At 61.1% G+C, this 16324-nt stretch carries 16 protein-coding genes; 3 read left to right on the forward strand and 13 right to left on the reverse strand.

Annotation, left to right across the window (positions count from 1 at the left end):
* Window positions 1–40: 40 nt before the first annotated feature.
* From AABM52_RS12490 to AABM52_RS12530, 9 genes are all read right to left on the reverse strand, one after another.
* On the reverse strand, window positions 41–1072 hold the full coding sequence (locus tag AABM52_RS12490) for an NAD(P)-dependent alcohol dehydrogenase (RefSeq protein ID WP_347912048.1): 1032 nt from the start codon (window positions 1070–1072) through the stop codon (window positions 41–43).
* Window positions 1073–1205: 133 nt separating this feature from the next.
* Entirely contained in the window at window positions 1206–1967 is a 762-nt protein-coding gene (locus tag AABM52_RS12495; RefSeq protein WP_347912049.1) for a metallophosphoesterase, read from the reverse strand.
* 223 nt (window positions 1968–2190) lie between these two features.
* Window positions 2191–3663: an aldehyde dehydrogenase family protein gene (locus tag AABM52_RS12500; protein ID WP_347912050.1), complete on the reverse strand. Its 1473-nt coding sequence runs from the start codon at window positions 3661–3663 to the stop codon at window positions 2191–2193.
* Complete coding sequence (locus tag AABM52_RS12505) at window positions 3656–4483, reverse strand: ABC transporter permease (RefSeq protein ID WP_015095519.1); 828 nt, start codon at window positions 4481–4483, stop codon at window positions 3656–3658. The genes AABM52_RS12500 and AABM52_RS12505 overlap by 8 nt, the downstream gene beginning before the upstream one ends.
* 1 nt (window position 4484) lies before the next feature.
* Window positions 4485–5402 (reverse strand): ABC transporter permease, encoded by a 918-nt coding sequence (locus AABM52_RS12510; RefSeq protein WP_057715264.1) that lies wholly within the window; start codon window positions 5400–5402, stop codon window positions 4485–4487.
* Window positions 5403–5433: 31 nt separating this feature from the next.
* On the reverse strand, window positions 5434–6576 hold the full coding sequence (locus tag AABM52_RS12515) for a spermidine/putrescine ABC transporter substrate-binding protein (protein WP_347912051.1): 1143 nt from the start codon (window positions 6574–6576) through the stop codon (window positions 5434–5436).
* Between the two features lie 39 nt (window positions 6577–6615).
* Window positions 6616–7731 carry an ABC transporter ATP-binding protein gene (locus tag AABM52_RS12520; RefSeq protein WP_347912052.1) on the reverse strand — a complete coding sequence of 372 codons (1116 nt, stop codon included), beginning with the start codon at window positions 7729–7731 and terminating at the stop codon, window positions 6616–6618.
* Between the two features lie 110 nt (window positions 7732–7841).
* The gene (locus AABM52_RS12525) at window positions 7842–8405 is read right to left on the reverse strand and encodes an RES family NAD+ phosphorylase (RefSeq protein ID WP_347912053.1); all 564 of its coding nucleotides are present in this window, start codon (window positions 8403–8405) and stop codon (window positions 7842–7844) included.
* On the reverse strand, window positions 8402–8878 hold the full coding sequence (locus AABM52_RS12530) for an antitoxin Xre/MbcA/ParS toxin-binding domain-containing protein (protein ID WP_347912055.1): 477 nt from the start codon (window positions 8876–8878) through the stop codon (window positions 8402–8404). Before AABM52_RS12530 ends, AABM52_RS12525 begins: the two co-directional genes overlap by 4 nt.
* Window positions 8879–9102: 224 nt before the next feature.
* On the opposite strand from AABM52_RS12530, the gene AABM52_RS12535 reads away from it, so the two are divergent.
* Both AABM52_RS12535 and AABM52_RS12540 read left to right on the forward strand, forming a co-directional pair.
* Window positions 9103–10407, forward strand: a complete 1305-nt coding sequence (locus AABM52_RS12535) for an IS4 family transposase (protein WP_347907447.1) — start codon at window positions 9103–9105, stop codon at window positions 10405–10407.
* 528 nt (window positions 10408–10935) lie between these two features.
* Window positions 10936–11250: a DUF6124 family protein gene (locus AABM52_RS12540; protein ID WP_347912056.1), complete on the forward strand. Its 315-nt coding sequence runs from the start codon at window positions 10936–10938 to the stop codon at window positions 11248–11250.
* 79 nt (window positions 11251–11329) lie between these two features.
* Here the strand turns inward: AABM52_RS12540 and AABM52_RS12545 are convergent, their stop codons facing one another.
* Window positions 11330–12154, reverse strand: a complete 825-nt coding sequence (locus tag AABM52_RS12545; protein ID WP_347912058.1) for a LuxR C-terminal-related transcriptional regulator — start codon at window positions 12152–12154, stop codon at window positions 11330–11332.
* A 170-nt stretch (window positions 12155–12324) separates the two neighbouring features.
* Window positions 12325–13545, reverse strand: coding sequence for an MFS transporter (locus AABM52_RS12550; protein ID WP_347912060.1), 1221 nt, complete (start codon window positions 13543–13545; stop codon window positions 12325–12327).
* Window positions 13546–13679: 134 nt separating this feature from the next.
* On the opposite strand from AABM52_RS12550, the gene AABM52_RS12555 reads away from it, so the two are divergent.
* Window positions 13680–14453 carry a helix-turn-helix transcriptional regulator gene (locus AABM52_RS12555; RefSeq protein WP_347912061.1) on the forward strand — a complete coding sequence of 258 codons (774 nt, stop codon included), beginning with the start codon at window positions 13680–13682 and terminating at the stop codon, window positions 14451–14453.
* Window positions 14454–14494: 41 nt separating this feature from the next.
* On the opposite strand, the gene phnX is transcribed toward AABM52_RS12555, so the two are convergent.
* Window positions 14495–15322, reverse strand: coding sequence for a phosphonoacetaldehyde hydrolase (gene phnX, locus AABM52_RS12560; RefSeq protein ID WP_347912062.1), 828 nt, complete (start codon window positions 15320–15322; stop codon window positions 14495–14497).
* Between the two features lie 86 nt (window positions 15323–15408).
* Window positions 15409–16281, reverse strand: a complete 873-nt coding sequence (locus AABM52_RS12565; protein WP_347912063.1) for a LysR substrate-binding domain-containing protein — start codon at window positions 16279–16281, stop codon at window positions 15409–15411.
* Window positions 16282–16324 lie beyond the last annotated feature (43 nt).

The raw sequence follows: 16324 nt of genomic DNA on the forward strand, positions 1-16324 counted from the left end.
CCGCTTGAATAAGCGGCCCTTTTTCTTCGTTCGTCGCCTGTCACTGACTGGCGTCCAGCACCACGCGGTAGCGTGCCTTGCCACTGCGCAAATGATCGATGGCCTCGTTAATCCGGCTCATGGGGAACATCTCGACCTGCGGCACGATCTGGTGGCGTGCGCAGAACTCCAGCATGGTCGCGGTGTTGGCGGGCGAGCCGACGGGTGAGGCGGACATGGTTTTTTGCTGGGGAATCAGCTCGAACACATGCATGGGAATGGCATCAGGCACGACGCCGACAAAGTGCAGGCGACCCTTGCCGCGCAGGGTGGCGAGCATGGCGCTCCAGTCGAGGTTGGCGTTGGCGGTGACCAGGAGAAAGTCCAGGGTGCCGGCAATGGCATTGAGCGCATTGGTATCGGTCGAGGCGACCACCTTGTGCGCGCCCAGGCGCCTGGCTTCGTCCTGCTTGCTCAGCGATGAGGTGAACGCCGTGACTTCGCAGCCCCAGGCGTTGAGGAAGCGCAGCGCCAGGTGACCGAGACCGCCGATGCCCACCACGCCGACCCGGTCGGTGGGCTTGATGCCGAATTCCACCAGTGGGTTGAACACGGTCGAACCTGCACAGAACAACGGCCCGGCCATCGCCGGATCGAGCCCGGCGGGGATCGGCAAGGCCCAGGCCCAGTGCGAGCGAATGCGGTCGGCAAAGCCGCCGTTGCTGCCGATGATGGTCGGCTGCACGGTGCGACACAGGTTATGGGAGCCTTCGATGCACGACGTGCAATGCATGCAACTGCCCTTGTACCAACCGATGCCCACCCGTTGCCCCATTTCCAGGCCGCGCACCTGGTCGCCCAGGCGCACGATACGGCCAACCACCTCATGGCCGGGAATGAACGGGTAGTGGCTGATGCCCCAGTCGTTGTCGATCAGCGACTGGTCGGAGTGGCAGACGCCGCAATATTCCACGGCGACTTCCACCTCATCGTTGCCCAACGGACCGGGATCGTAGCTGTAGCGCTCCAGTGGCGCGCCCGCTGCCGTGGCGGCCCAGCCGGTAAAGGTGGTGAGTTCGCTGCTGTCGCTCATGGGATACCTCCAGATCAGAAGTCAGGGGTTTGGGCCGCTTTGGTGCAGCGGCGGAGCGAGGAAAGTGTAGCGGGTTGCCGGCGTTCCATCGGGCACGAGTCTGGAGACTGTTGATTTCAGCGCGACCTCACATCTACAGATCGATCACGAACGCCTCATCGAAATCAGGATTCTCATTGATGCCATTCCTGGCATAGCCCCGGGGGTTGCAGACCACGCGGGTGTTGCCCACCCGATAATCAAAGCTGCCATGGGTGTGGCCATGCAGCCACAGTGCCGGCTGCCAGTCTTTGATCCGCGCTTCGAGGTCCGAGACAAAGCTTGAGTTGATCGGCGAATCGGCAAAGGTCGGGCTGATGCTCGACCGCGTCGGGGCGAAATGCGAGACCACCACCGTGGGCGTGCTGCTGTCGCGGGTGAAACAGTCTTGCAGCCAGGCGACCGTCTGCAGAAACACCAGCTGGGAAATGGCCGGCGTGAGCAGGTCAGGGAAATCGGGGGCGATTTTGATGTGACTGAAGTCACGGATCAGCTGGGTCGCCAGATCAATGCCCAGCGCCCGATCCTCAGGGCTGTCGAGAAGGCGATAGTCGGACCACAGCGTGCAGCCAAGAAAACGCACGCCGTCGTGGACGTACTCCGAACGTTCCAGAATATGGATCTGCGTGCCTTGCGCCAGGCTGTTGAGTTGCTCGTAGGTGGAGACCAGGTCACTGCCATAGAACTCGTGATTGCCCGCCACGTACAGCAGCGGAACCGGGCAGGCCGTGGCCCACTCGATGGCCTTGGCCGGCCGTGCGATATCCCCGGCGAGCACGACAATATCGGCATCCACGGCGGGAAAGGGGATCGCGTTGACGGACAGGTGCATGTCAGACAGCAAGGCGATACGCATGGATCAACTCCGGCGTGTGTTGAAGGGCAGGCCGTTCAAGTTACGCGTTGATAACCCGTTGTCACAAGCCTGCTGGTCAGCGCGAATCCCGCGGCCAGCCACAACCCCTGTGGGAGCGGGCTTGCCCGCGAAAGGGGCCAGCACATCCAACAGAGATATTGGCTGACCTACCGCTATCGTCGGATCGCCGTCCGGAGCAAGCCCGCTCCTACAGTTGACCTGTTTACTTCAAATACCAACCCCAAGGCTGGTCACTGACGTACTCGGTCACCTGCTTGACCTCAAGATAATTGTGCAACCCCCATTGCCCCAGCTCCCGGCCAATGCCGCTGTGTTTCATCCCGCCCCAGGGCGCTTCGACGAAGGTCGGTTGCGAGCAGTTGACCCAGACGATCCCGGCGCGCAACTGGTTGGCGACCCGGGCGGTGCGTTGCAAATCGGCGCTCATTACGGCGGCGGCGAGGCCGAAGCGGCTGGCGTTGGCCATTTGCACTGCTTGCTCTTCGGTTTTGAAGCGCTTGATACACAGCACCGGGCCGAACACTTCTTCGCGCCACAAGATGCTGCTGTGCCCCGGCTCATCGAAGATCGCAGGTTCGACGAAATAACCCTCGGCCAGATGCGCCGGTCGCCGTCCGCCGGTGAGCAAACGGGCGCCACTGGCCAGGCCCTGGTCGATGAAACCGAGCACCTTGTCGTACTGGCCCTGGCTGACCAGCGGCCCGAGCAGCACGCCGGGCTGCATGCCTGGGCCAATGCTGATCTTGCGGGTTTCTTCCACCAGCCGTTCGATCAGGCGCGGGGCGATGCTTTCCTGCACCAACAGGCGCGACGTGGCGCTGCACACCTGGCCCTGGTTCCAGAAAATCCCGAACAGAATCCACTCCACGGCGGCGTCGACATCGGCGTCGTCGAACACGATGAAGGCGGATTTTCCGCCCAGTTCCAGGCTGATGCTCTTGATGTCCCGCGCCGCCGCCGACATGATTTTCGCCCCGGTGGGCACGCTGCCGGTGAAGGCCAGTTTGTCCACCCCCGGATGTTCGGTGAGGGGGCTGCCGGCGTCGGCGCCGAGGCCAGTGACCAGGTTCAGCACCCCGGCCGGCAAGCCGATGCGGTCGGCGGCGGCGGCCAGTTCCAGGGCGGTCAGCGGCGTCAGTTCGGACGGTTTCAATACCACTGTGGCCCCGGCGGCCAAGGCTGGGGCGACCTTCCACGCGGCCATCAGCAGCGGGTAGTTCCAGGGAATGATCTGCCCGGCCACGCCAATCGGCTCGTGGCGGATGCGGCAGTGGAAACGCGCGTCCGGTAAGGCCAGCGGCTGATCCTGCTGCTGGTCCAGTTCGCGGGCCAAACCGGCGTAGTAACGGAAGCAACCGATAGCGTCGCCAATGTCCCACTGCGCTTCGGGCAAGGGCTTGCCGTTGTCGCGCACTTCCAGTTCCGCCAGTGCTTGCTGGCCACTTTCCAGCTCATCGGCCAGCGCCTCCAGCCACTGCGCACGCTCGGCGCCGCTGGTCTGGCCCCAGCCATTGTCGAAGGCGCGACGGGCCGCACGCACGGCATGGTCGACATCCTCTTCAGTGCCTGCCGCCACGCGGTGGAAGACTTGCTCGGTGGCCGGATCGATCACATCCAGATAGCCGCCCAGGTCCGGGCTGACCCATTCGCCGTTGATGTAGAGCTGATCACGCATGGTGCGACTCCTGGACGCCGGTACGGCGGTTTTGCAGATGGCGGGAAGTGAACAGCAGGGCCAGCGACACGCAGATGATCACCGTGGAAATCGCGTTGATCTCTGGCGTCACACCGCGGCGGATGGAGGAAAAGATGTAGATCGGCAACGTCGTTTCCGAGCCTGCAACGAAGAACGCGATGATGAAATCGTCGAAGCTGAAGGTGAACGCCAGCAGGAACCCCGCCATGATCGCCGGGCTGATCTGCGGCAGGGTCACCCGCCAGAAGGTGTCCATCGGTGGCGCGTACAGGTCGGCAGAAGCTTCGAGCAAGGCCTTGTCCAGCGAGTCGACACGGCTGCGCACGATCACCATCACCAGGGCCATGGTGAACAACGAATGCGCGGCGATCACCGTAAAGAAGCCCATGTTCAGCTTCGGCACCGTCGGCAGCCAACTCGCCAGCAGCGGGTTGATCAGGTCGAACAGGCTGATGAAGGCGATCAGTGTTGAAATGCCGATGACGATGCCCGGCACGATGATCGCGCAATAGGTCAGCGCATCGAACAGCAAGCGCACTTTTGCGCCGCAGCGCTGCAAGCCGAACACCGCGAGGGTGCCGAACAGCGTGGCAATCACCGCTGAACTGAAGGCGATCAGCGCGCTGTTGCCCAGGGCTTCCATGATGAAGGGGTTGCCGAACGCGGTGCCGAACCACTGCACCGAGCAGCACTGGAACGCCAGGCCACTGCGCCCGGCGTTGAAGCTGAACAGCACGATCAAGGCAATCGGTGCGTAGAGAAACAGGTACAGCGAGGTCGAATAGCTGCGCAGCCACATGTCACAGGCCTCCGTCGGCAGGGCGGCCGCCGTAGCGCGCCACCAGTTTCAAGTACACGCCGATGATCAGCAGCATCATCGCCACCAGCGTCATGGCCAGTGCACTGCCGAACGGCCAGTTGCGCGATTGCAGGAACAGGTCGACCAGCGCGTTGCCGACAAAGAACACCTTGCCGCCGCCGAGAATGGCCGGGATCAGGAACTCGCCCATCAACAGGATGAACACCAGCATCACCCCGGTGATGATCCCCGGCGCGGACAGCGGCAGGGTGATCCGGCGGAAGCTTTCGAAGGCACTGGCGCCCAGGTCCGCCGAGGCTTCGAGCAGGCGCTTGTCGAGCTTTTCCAGGCTGACGTAGATCGGGAACACCATCAGCGGCAGGTAGCCGTAAACGATGCCGATCAGCACCGCCCACGGCGTGTTGATCAGCCGCACATCCTCAAGCCCCAGGCTGGCCAGCAGCGCCGGAATGCCCTTGCCGCTGAGGATGAAAATCCACGCATAGGTGCGGATCAGGAAACTGGTCCAGAACGGCACGATCACCAGGGTCAGCAACAGCGAGCGGTTCCTGGTGACTTTGACCGCCAGGAAGTACGCCAACGGATACGCCGCCACCAGGCACACCAGGGTGCCCAGCGGCGCTAGCATCAGCGTGTTGCTGAAGGCCGCGCCGCGAGAACCGAGGTTGAGGTAGTTGGCCAGGGTGAAGCCACCGGCGTAACCGCCCACGGCGCTGCGCTCGCCGAAACTGAAGACCAGGATGATCACCAGCGGCATCAACAACAGCAGCAGGAACCACAGGGTCGAAGGCAAGAGCATCAGAAGGGTGATGCGCCGGCCGAGGCTGCGCCGTTGGCGAACCTCGACCGACAGGGCATGGCCCGGCTGCACCGTTTGCGGGTGGGCGGCGGCATTCATGGGTGACTCCTCATTGGCCATGGTCAAGCGATCAGGCGGACTTGAAACGCGCCATCAGTTCGGCGCGCGCCGGGCTGGTCAGCGTCGCGGCGGCACCGAACTCCAGCGGGCTCAGGGCCTCGGCGGCCGGGTACATGATCGGATCGTCGAGCATTGCCACAGGCAGCAGCGCGTCGACACGCTTGTCACCGCTCGGGTAGCCGTGGCTCAGCACTTCGAGCTTGTTGTGCTGCGGGTCGAGCAGGTAATTGATGAACGCGTAGGCGGCGTCCTTGTGTTCCGAGCTTTTGGGGATAGCGAAGAAGTCGCTCCACAGTTCGCCACCTTCCTTGCCCAGTTCGAACTGCATTTGCGCGTTGTCGCGGTGCAATTGCGAGGCGTCGCCGGTCCAGGACATCGCCAGCCAGGCATCGCCGCTGCGCATCGACGGCTGGATGTCGGAGTTGATCGCGAACAGGTGCGGCTTGACCTCGATCAGCAGCTTTTCCGCGTCGGCCAGTTCTTTCGGGTCCAGGGAGTTGAAGCTGTAGCCGAAGCTTTTCAGCGCGTTGCCGATGGCGGTCAACTGGTAGTCGTGGACCATCGTTCGGCCGCTGGCCGGGCCCTGGGCGGCGGCCCAGAATTCCTTCCAGCTGGCGGGGCCGTTTTTCAGCTTGCCGGTGTCGTAGAGCATGCCGGTGGTGCCCCAGTTTTTCGGCACCGCGTAGACCTTGCCGTCCACCGTGCCTTGGGCCATGAACTTCTGCTGGAACGCCGAGGCATCGAAGTTGGGAATGCGCGACAGGTCCAGCGGCTCGATCAGCCCCAAGCCGACGTAGGTGCTGATGGTGTAGTTGGTTGGCACCAGCACGTCCCAGCCACTGCCGCCGGCCTGCAATTTGGCGAGCATTTCTTCGTTGGAACCGAACACGCTCATCGACACCCGGGCGCCGGTGGTCTTGCCGAAGGCGTCGAGGTTTTCCTGGCTGTGGTAGTTCGGCCAGGTCGCCAGCGACAGGCGATCACCGAGTTTGGTTTGCTCGGCAGCCTCGGCGGTGGAGGTCAGCAGGCCGGGCATGTTGGTGGCGACCACGGCGGCGGCGATACCGAGGCCGGTGCGGCCAAGGAACTCGCGGCGGCTGATCGAGCCGTTCTGCCAGCTGCGCAGGGTTTTTATAAAAGTCTTCTGGTCCATAGCACGCTCCACATCCGGTTGATGAAACGAATCGATGATTTACAACGCCATGGCCAGGCCATTGGCGTGATCCCAGCCGACGCGCACTGCCGCGCCGTGTTCGAATGCATTGGCGCCGTGGTCCTGCTGGCGCGGCACCCGCACGCAGACCACGCCGAAGGCCTGGGTGCGCACGCGGTACTCGGTGGAATTGCCCAGGTAAATGCGGTCCTCGACGCAGCCTTGCAGCTTCACTTCACGGGCCATCTCGGCGTTGGCGCTGGCGATGCTGATCAGCTCCGGTCGCACCGCAATGCAACCGGCGGCGTTGGCGCTGAGGCCCTTGCCAGTGGGCGTGAGGGGGCTGGTCAGCTCCAGTCCTTGCTCGGTACGCAGCACCACCGAGTTGCCGTTGAGCTGGCGCACGGTGCCGTCGAACAGGTTGGACTCGCCGATAAAGTCAGCCACGTAACGGCTGGCCGGGGCTTCGTAGAGTTGTTCCGGGGTGGCGGTCTGGATGATCGAACCGTTGTGCATCACGCTGATGCTGTCGCTCATCGACAGGGCTTCTTCCTGATCGTGGGTGACCAGCACGAAGGTGATGCCGACCTCGCGCTGCAAACGCAGCAATTCCGACTGCATCTCCTTGCGCAGCTTGCGGTCCAGCGCGGCCAGCGGCTCGTCGAGCAGCAACACCGTCGGCTTGTTGACCAAGGCGCGGGCGAGGGCGACGCGCTGTTGCTGGCCGCCGGACAGTTCAGTCGGCTTGCGCTGGCCAAAGCCGCTCAGGCGCACCATCTCCAACGCCTCATCAGCCATGCGCATTTGCTGTTTTTTGTCCGGGCGTGGATTGCGATAACGCAGGCCGTAGGCAATGTTCTGCGCCACCGTCAGATGCGGGAACAGCGCGTAATGCTGGAACACCATGTTCACCGGCCGCTCGAACGCCGGCACACCGGCCACGCTTTTGCCGGCCAGACGAACCTCGCCGCTGGTGGGCTGCTCGAAGCCGGCGATCATGCGCAGGGTGGTGGTCTTGCCACAGCCCGAACCACCAAGAAAGGAATGAAACGAGCCACGCCGCACCGCGAAATCCAGACCGCTGACGGCCTGCACCTCGCCATAGCGTTTGACCACATTGCAGAATTCGATATCGCTTGGCGGGGTGTTGTTCACGAGGCGGGCTCCCTTGCAGTGATGAATCAGTGCGTCGGGGGCCAAACTAGCAATCGGGGTTTTGCGGTGTATATATCCCTTGGGGGATAGGAGGGGGGTGGAGCAGGTGTTCAGTAGGTGTGCAGCGTAGAGATCACACGCGACAGGCTGCATTTGAGGTTCTGGTGGGCAAGTTCGACATTCTCATTCATTTCAAAGCGGGTATCCAGTCCAAAACGCTCCTGCGAAACAAGCTTGAATTGATCCGCCGCCAAATCACAGCTAACGAGTAGGTTCCAAGAGTGGCGGGTAACTGCGGACGGGATAAGCACGAACGGGTGTTCGGCCAGTAGCTCATCAGCGAAATGCTGTTGATTGGGCGAAAGTTCAGATGGGATTAGCCAGTTAGGGTTCGGTACATCTTCAGGTTGAACAACTTTGATGACATTCGAATCCAGCACTTCGAAACACGTCAGCACATAAGGCACCCTGTCGAGAGTATCGAAGCCTGCGTGGGTGGCGACCTCTAAAATCGCCGTAGCCGGGTCGGCCGAAGCGTAAATAACCCGGCGGCCGGGAGGGTTCCATCGGCCACCGGATAGTTGCGCACCAATGCCGCTATCCCATGTGTCCTTGAAAACCGCACGGTCCAGACGCCAAGCGTGCCACTTCCCATCCCAAGGCAAAGGATTCATTGATAAACCCCGTGTTCAATTCGGGTCAGGTAGTCCTCTACCACCTGGAAACCCAGCGAGTTGTCGATCAGTTCCAGCGGAATATGACCCTCTAGGTACTTGCAGGGTTTCTTCAGCCAGTCCTCAGCCAACTGCTGATCGCCAAACACATTGATGGCGTGCTCAAGTACCTGTGCATACTGAAAGGCGACGGTGCTTTGTTGCTGGTTCAGCCGAACCGGCTGGGTTTCCTTTGCCAAGCGTTGCACGGTTCTGAGGGATTTCCCGGTAATGCGCTGAACAAGATCGTGCTCCATGTATAGGCCGGATATAGAAATCATGTCCCTGACGTCGCTCAGATCAAAGCCTTCCTGTGTGTATCGGATAATCAACATGCGCGTATCGCCACTACGGCCATGTAGCAGCACCTCAACAGGCTTGCGGGCGACACGCTTTGTCTGCGCCCCTACGACTTCATTTTTGACGGCGGGCATACCGATTACCTCCATGCGACATTTGACGTGATCATAACGCCAAATGTCGCGAGCCGGGTAATTGCCTTTGTCGACCCTTGTCTCGCGCATGTAATCGTTTCACCCTAAATGCCAGCCCTTTCAAGGTCTTCGTTTAAACTCCCCCCAAAACTCCAGTCAGGGTGACGAAAACGATGTGGGCAGAAGTTCTAGCGCGGTTTGAAAAAAAGACACCGGCCAGTGTCATGACTAAATTGATACTGGAGCAGGCTGTTCCTGCCGAATGGGTTGATCAGGTGTTTGAAGAACACCGTCAACGCCAATACCCGCGTGAGCTTTTGTTTTCGACCATCGTTGAGCTGATGTCCCTTGTTTCATTGGGTTTGCGCCCTTCTTTGCATGCCGCTGCCCGGCAAATGGAGGGGCTACCGGTTACCTTGGCGGCGCTCTATGACAAGGTCAGCCGCACAGAGCCCGCGTTGCTGCGGGCGTTGGTTACAGGAAGCGCCGAGCGCTTGGCTCCGACGATAAAAGAGTTGGGCTGTTCAGCCATTTTGCCCGGCTGGCAGCTGCGCATCGTTGACGGCAATCACCTGCCATCTACCGAAAAACGCTTGGGGGCCTTGCGGCGTGAGCGAGGTGCGGCGCGACCAGGGTTTTCAGTAGTGGTCTACGACCCGGACCGGGATCAGATTGTCGACTTGCAGCCATGCGAGGATGCCTACGCGAGTGAGCGCGTCAGCGTGCTGCCGTTGTTGGCCTGCGCCACTAAGGGCCAGCTGTGGATGGCTGATCGGTTGTACTGCACGCTGCCCGTCATGCAAGCCTGCGAGGAAGCGGGCGCTTCTTTCATTATTCGCCAGCAAAGCAAGCATCCACGGTTGATTGAGGAAGGCGGCTGGCAAGAATCTGTGGCCATCGAATCCGGAACGGTGCGCGAGCAAATCATCGAACTCAAAGGTGGTCACCGCTGGCGCCGAGTTGAACTGAACCTACAGGCACCTACTGACTCAGGCGACACTGTGATGTGGTTCTGGAGCAACTTGCCAGACACCGTCAGCGCCGGGCAGATCGCCGAGTTATACCGTCGTCGCTGGAGTATCGAAGGGATGTTCCAGCGCCTGGAATCGGTGCTGGACAGTGAAATCGAAAGCCTTGGCGCTCCGCGGGCGGCGTTGCTGGGTTTTGCTTCAGCGATCTTGGCCTACAACGTCCTGGCAGTGCTCAAACGCAGCGTGGAGCAGGCTCATCGCGAGACATTGCCCGAAGGCTGGGAAGCTTCGATCTTCCATCTGACGGTACAAGTACGCAGCGGTTATGAGGGCATGCAGATCGCGTTGCCCTCGGACTATCTATCACTCCAAACGACCTCGGAAACGCTGGCGGAGCGTCTGTTGGCGCTGGCCAGGAACATCAAGCCCAAACAGGTCGCCAAAAGCATACGTGGTCCCAAAATCGCCAAACCCAAGGAGTGGCTGGACGGCAAAGCTGCGCATGCTCATGTGTCGACCGACCGGGTGCTCAAAGCCCATAAAGGGAAAACACCTTGAAAGGGCTGACCCTAAATGCCTGAAAGAACGCCTGCATCAGGCGAGAAATCGTTATCCCTGATCAGAGCGGCCAAGTTAAACCTCACGCTTCCGGCCGCCAACCTTAAAAATACGTCAGATATTTCCTCTTCGGTCCTAGGAATTTCAACGTGGGCAAGCCACGTAAATTCAAGGCTGAGACGCGTATGTTTAAGCGCTGTAAGCGTTACTTCCCGCAAGCTACAACACCTTGCGTCGTTGCCTACAGGTACGCCAGAATCCGCCGGCTTGTGCGCCTTTGGGCTGGGTTTTATCGTTTGCCGGTCACTGAATAACAACAGTGATCGGGTTTGGTAGCCCGGCTATGTGAGGTGCAAAGCGTCATCATCTGCAGCGTTTTTCTACTCTGCTTTATGGTGGCCATGCACAGGGCGCTTTCGGGCGCGCCGGTCTCCTTGCATCCCGGTCTACCAACCTGCGTATGGCCACCACCCTTCGTTTGGTAGCGTGAGTGTGATGGCTCCTTTTTACGATGCGAGGAGTTTCACTATGTTCAAAGTCACACCCAATCCCCCGGACACTGATCCGGCATCTCCGTACGAAAGCCTCGATCTCAACCTCGGCCCCAACATCATGGCGACGCCGCGCAAGCCCAGCACCATGTTCATCGTCAATCCCGAACTCAATGTCGAGACCTTACTGGTGCATGCCTGCGAGTCGCTGGCCTCGGCCAATGTAATGGCCAACGATCTGGTGGATCACCTGGAAGGGACCAGCCGCAATGCACTGTTGGGTATCGCGCAAGTGATCATGTTCGGTGAACTGGCAGTGAACCGGGCGCTGGATCAGCTTGATCCGCCCTGACCACAATCTCCGGATCACCAGTAGACCTGTGGGAGCGAGCAAGCTCGCTCCCACAGGGATATGCGTATACCAACGGGCCTCAGGCTTGCAGCTTGAGGCCGGAAGCCTGCAACGGATCCTCCGTCAACTCCCGAATAAACAGCCCCAGCAATTCCGACTGGCTGCCAATGCCCAGCTTGGCGTAGATGTTCTTGCGGTGAATCTTCACCGTGCCGGGGCTGATGTTCAGTTGTTCGGCGACCGAGGCGCTGGAGTGGCCGCGCAACAGCAGCTGGACAATCTCCTGCTCGCGGCCGGTGAGGATGTGCGCGCCGAAATGGTCGAAGGCTTCGCGGATCTTGAAGTCCAGGTCCTGCGCCGGGCGCGGCTCCTGAGCCTGACGCAAGCGCCAGGCCTCATTGATGACTTGTTCGACCACCGCTTGCGCGCACTCGACCAGTTGCATTTCATCCCGGCTGAATGCACAGCTGGCGCTCGATCGCATCAACGACAACACCGCCGTGGCGCCACCGCCGAGGTCGACGAAAAACGCCACTTCCTCGGCCAGTCCGGTCTGCTGGTAATAGGTCAGGAAGTACTCGCCGAGGTAGAAGTGGTCGGGAGCGAACTGGCGCAGTCGCCACAGCCCCGGCGCCTGCCCGCGTGTACAGGCCAGGTAGAACGGGTCGAGCAGGTAAGGCCCGCACTGATAGTCGTCGACATACACCGCACGCTTGTCCGCCGAGAAGGTATCGAACAACGCCAGTGGCCGGTGATTGCCTTCGTAGACAAACAACACGAAATGATCGACCGGGCAGATTTGCCGAAGCCAGTGGCTCAACCCCGACAGCCGTCCATGCCCGGCAGGCAGGTCGAGCAGGTGGGCGACACCGGTGGTCCAGAGTTTCAGTTCCTTGGGGCGCATGGCGGCTACAGGCAGAAGAGGATGGCCATTGGATGCACAAAGTACGCCATGGCGGGTTTACCCGTGTGGCGCGGGCCAGTGGCGGTGCGTCGTGAAAAAGACGCACCGCAACAGGGCCGGGTGTTACCGAGTGCTACAAGGCTGGTAGCAAAAGTGATCGGCTGAGTCCTTCAGCGAGCACTCCGGGTCGAAGGCAACAGGATCGTCAAAATCCCCAGCAACGGCAGGTACGAACACAACGTGTACACGTACTCGATGCCATGAATATCCGCCAGATGCCCCAGCAGCGCAGCCCCGATCCCGCCAAAACCGAACATCAGGCCGAAGAACACCCCGGCGATCATGCCAACGTTACCCGGCACCAGTTCCTGGGCGAAGACCACGATGGCCGAGAACGCCGAGGCGAGAATGAAGCCGATGATCATGCTCAGCACGCCTGTCCAGAGCAGGTCGACGTAGGGCAGGGCGAGGGTGAAGGGCGCGGCGCCGAGGATCGAGAACCAGATCACCTGCTTGCGGCCGATCCGGTCGCCGATCGGGCCACCAAAGAAGGTGCCCGCCGCGACAGCGCCAAGAAACAGGAACAGGTACAGCTGCGAACTGGCCACCGACAGGTCGAACTTCTCGATCAGGTAGAAGGTGAAGTAACTGGTGAAGCTGGCCATGTAGAAGTATTTGGAGAACACCAGCAACGCCAGCACCACCAGGGCGAAGGTCACCCGCCGTTTCGACAGGCCGTGGGTGGCCTTGCTACCTTGCTTGAGCTTGAACAGGTTCAGGTGATTGCGGTACCAGCGGCTCAGGCCGTATTGCACGAGGATGGCGAACACCGCGAACAGGCCGAACCACGCGACGTTGCCCTGGCCGTAGGGAATGATGATCGCGGCGGCCAGCAAGGGGCCGAAGGCGCTACCGGCGTTGCCACCGACCTGAAAGGTCGACTGCGCCAGGCCGTAGCGCCCACCCGAGGCCAGCCGCGCCACCCGCGAGGTTTCCGGGTGAAAGGTCGACGAGCCAACCCCCACCAGCGCCGAGGCCACGAGAATCGCCGGGAAGCTGCCGACCATCGACAGCATCAGAATACCGATCAGGGTGCAGACCATGCCGGCCGGCAACAGCCACGGCTTGGGATGACGGTCGGTGTAGAACCCGATCCACGGTTGCAGCAGTGAAGCGGTGAGCTGGAAGGTCAGGGTGATCAGGCCGACCTGGGTGAAGCTCAGGCCATAGCTGGCCTTGAGCATCGGGTAGATCGACGGCAGCACGGCCTGGATCAGGTCGTTGATCAGGTGTGCAAGCGCGCAGGCGCCGATGACGCGCATGACCAGGGGGCTGGCCTGGCTGGCCACCGAAGCGGTGGGTGACGGTGAGCTGAGGGTGGTGGTCGACATGGGCGATCTTCCGGATAAATAACGCGAACTGCGAACGTAAGGCGCAGCCAATTTCAGGGTTCGGCGTTATCCTAGGGGCCTCAAGGGCGCCCGTCTCGCGCAACTCGGGCATGGACCATCGCAAAAAGGGCGTCATGATCAAACCATTGCAGACATTTCTTGCGGAGATCGACCAGGGCGGCTGGAGCGTTCGCAGCAGTGCGACCGACTACCCGGAAAACTGGAACATCGCGCCGCATTCCCATGAAAAGCATCAACTGATCTATGCCATCGAAGGCGTGATGGTGGTGCACACGGCCATCAGCCAATGGACGGTGCCGCCGAGCCGAGGCATCTGGATGCCCAGTGGCGAGGTGCACTCGATTCGCTGTGTGGGGGCGATCAAGATGCGCAGCGTTTTCGTGCGCCCTGACCAGAGCCTGGATTTGCCCACCGAAACCCGGGCGGTGAGTGTTTCTGCGTTGCTCAGTGAGCTGATCAAGGTCTCGGTCGATTTCGACTTTGCCTGTGAGCCGGACTCGCGGGAAGCCCGGGTGCTGCGGCTGATCCTGGATGAACTGACGATCCTGCCGACCTTGCCGTTGAACCTGCCGCAGCCCGCTGATCAGCGTATCAACCTGATCTGTAGCGCGTTGCAGCGTGATCCCGGGGATGGCTCGACGCTGTCGGACTGGAGCGCCCGCTTGAGCCTCGACGCCAAAACCATCCAGCGCAGGTTCCGCAAGGAAACCGGCATGACCTTCGGCCAATGGCGCCAGCAAGCGCGACTGCTGCTGGCGCTGGAACGCATCGCCGTCGGGGAGAAGATCATCGACATCGCCGGGGAGCTGGGATACGACAGCCCGAGCGCGTTCACGACCATGTTCAAGAAGCAGTTCGGCAAGACGCCGAGTGATTTTTTCAAGTGAGGCGGCCGCCCGTGGGACGGCCGCTTGACGCCTGAATCGGCTCAGGACCCTTGCGGTGTTTCACCCCGCGCCAGTCGCGCATTGATGTCTTCGATGACCGCCGGCAGGTCGACGATGGTGTCGATCAGGTAGTGCGGGCGTGAGCCTTCGAACATCTTGGCGATGCGTGTGCGCTCGCTGTTCAGTCGGTCCGATGGCATTGCCTGGAATTGCTCGTAGGTCAGGCCCAACGCGTTGCCGGAGCAGGTCAGCGCCACGGTCCACATCCCGGCGGCACGGCCTTCGAGAATGCCCGGCCAGGTGTCGTCGACCTTGACGCAGGCGGCGACGTCGCTGATCCCCAGGGCAATCACGTTGGCCAGGGCCTGGGCCGGGTAGGGGCGGCCGTTCGGCACCTCGTCGGTGGCCACCACGTGGTCCGCCACGTAGCCATTGTGTCGCGCCAGTTCAACCACCTTTTCCATGACCACGGCCGGGTAACCGGAGCAGGAACCGATTTTCAGGCCCTTGTCGCGCAAGGCGTCGATGGTGTTCAGCGCGCCGGGAATCAGAGCCGAGTGCAGGGCGATTTTCTCGATCTGCAGCGGCATGAACCGTTCGTACAGTGCGGTGACATCGTCATCGGTCGGCAGGCGATCAAACACCGCACGGTAGCGTTCGGCGATCTGCGGTTGATTGCACAGGGTGCGGATGTGATCCCACTTGCCCATGCCCATCGGACCCCGCGCTTCTTCCAGCGAAACGGCGACGCCGAACTCGGCAAACGCCTCGACGAAAATCTGCGTGGGGGCGAAGGAGCCGAAATCGACGACGGTGCCGGCCCAGTCCAGGACCACGGCTTGCAGTTGGGTCGGTTGTTGGTAGTTCATGGTATTTCTCCATTTTTTGTTGTGGGCAGGCCGTCCCTCCTGTCGCCAGGAAGTAGGCCTATGGATTGCTCAAGGGTGAGACGAAATCAGGTGGCCGGTGTCGGGCTCGAGTCGAACAGCTCCGCGATCATTGGCCGGTTTCGGCGAATGCCCAGGCAGCACAGGTGGTAGTCGATGGAAAACGGGTGATTGACGAAGGTGATCGGTTTGGTGCCGGGGGTTTCTGCGTACTCGACGGCCGAGACGAAACCGATGCCGATGCCCTTGGCGATGGCATGCACGATGGCCTCGCGGCTGTTCAACTGCATGACGCAGTTCAGCGCGACGCCCAGGTGCTTGCAGCTTTCCTCCACCAGTTGACGAGTGCGGGAGCTTTTTTCCCGCAGCACCCATTTCTCTTCGCTGATCTGCTCGACATGCACTTCTTTCTGCCGGGCCCAGGGGTGGTCGTCACGCACCACGGCAATGATTGGGTAGCGCCGGTAAAGCTGCGTGTCGAAACGCTGGTCGAATTCGGACAGGGCCAGGATCGCCACATCGATATCGAAGTTGAACAGGCGATCCAGGGTCTCTTTTTCCGGGGAGAACGAGGTTTCCAGTTCGATGTCCGGATGCCGTTGCATCAGTTCGTAGGTCAGGTTCATGGCAATCGGCGGCGACACCGCGCCCAGCCGCAGCATGCCGGTCTTGCGTTGCTTGAAACTTTGCAGCAATTGCACGGCTTCATCCTCCTGGCCGAACAGGCCCTGGGTAATCGAATAGAGCTGGTGCCCGGCGGCACTCATTTCGATAAAGCGGCCGCGGCGATGGAACAGCTCCACGGAAAACTTCTTCTCCAGGGCGTTGACCTGCTCACTGACCGTGGGCTGGCCGACGCTCAAATACTCGGCGGCGAGGGTGAAGCTGCCGGTCTTGGCCACCGCATGAAATGAACGTAGCCACTTGTGGTACTGGTACATAGACGATCCTGTTCCTGAGCCGCTGCCATTGATTCAATCTGTC

Source organism: Pseudomonas grandcourensis (assembly GCF_039909015.1).
Lineage (GTDB): Bacteria > Pseudomonadota > Gammaproteobacteria > Pseudomonadales > Pseudomonadaceae > Aquipseudomonas > Aquipseudomonas grandcourensis.

Coding starts and splice junctions, on each gene's coding strand:
- AABM52_RS12490 (WP_347912048.1), bottom strand. CDS start 1,072: ATGAGCGACAGCAGCGAACTCACCACCTTTACCGGCTGGGCCGCCACG.
- AABM52_RS12495 (WP_347912049.1), bottom strand. CDS start 1,967: ATGCGTATCGCCTTGCTGTCTGACATGCACCTGTCCGTCAACGCGATC.
- AABM52_RS12500 (WP_347912050.1), bottom strand. CDS start 3,663: ATGCGTGATCAGCTCTACATCAACGGCGAATGGGTCAGCCCGGACCTG.
- AABM52_RS12505 (WP_015095519.1), bottom strand. CDS start 4,483: ATGTGGCTGCGCAGCTATTCGACCTCGCTGTACCTGTTTCTCTACGCA.
- AABM52_RS12510 (WP_057715264.1), bottom strand. CDS start 5,402: ATGAATGCCGCCGCCCACCCGCAAACGGTGCAGCCGGGCCATGCCCTG.
- AABM52_RS12515 (WP_347912051.1), bottom strand. CDS start 6,576: ATGGACCAGAAGACTTTTATAAAAACCCTGCGCAGCTGGCAGAACGGC.
- AABM52_RS12525 (WP_347912053.1), bottom strand. CDS start 8,405: ATGAATCCTTTGCCTTGGGATGGGAAGTGGCACGCTTGGCGTCTGGAC.
- AABM52_RS12530 (WP_347912055.1), bottom strand. CDS start 8,878: ATGCCCGCCGTCAAAAATGAAGTCGTAGGGGCGCAGACAAAGCGTGTC.
- AABM52_RS12535 (WP_347907447.1), top strand. CDS start 9,103: ATGACTAAATTGATACTGGAGCAGGCTGTTCCTGCCGAATGGGTTGAT.
- AABM52_RS12540 (WP_347912056.1), top strand. CDS start 10,936: ATGTTCAAAGTCACACCCAATCCCCCGGACACTGATCCGGCATCTCCG.
- AABM52_RS12545 (WP_347912058.1), bottom strand. CDS start 12,154: ATGCGCCCCAAGGAACTGAAACTCTGGACCACCGGTGTCGCCCACCTG.
- AABM52_RS12550 (WP_347912060.1), bottom strand. CDS start 13,545: ATGTCGACCACCACCCTCAGCTCACCGTCACCCACCGCTTCGGTGGCC.
- AABM52_RS12555 (WP_347912061.1), top strand. CDS start 13,680: ATGATCAAACCATTGCAGACATTTCTTGCGGAGATCGACCAGGGCGGC.
- phnX (WP_347912062.1), bottom strand. CDS start 15,322: ATGAACTACCAACAACCGACCCAACTGCAAGCCGTGGTCCTGGACTGG.
- AABM52_RS12565 (WP_347912063.1), bottom strand. CDS start 16,281: ATGTACCAGTACCACAAGTGGCTACGTTCATTTCATGCGGTGGCCAAG.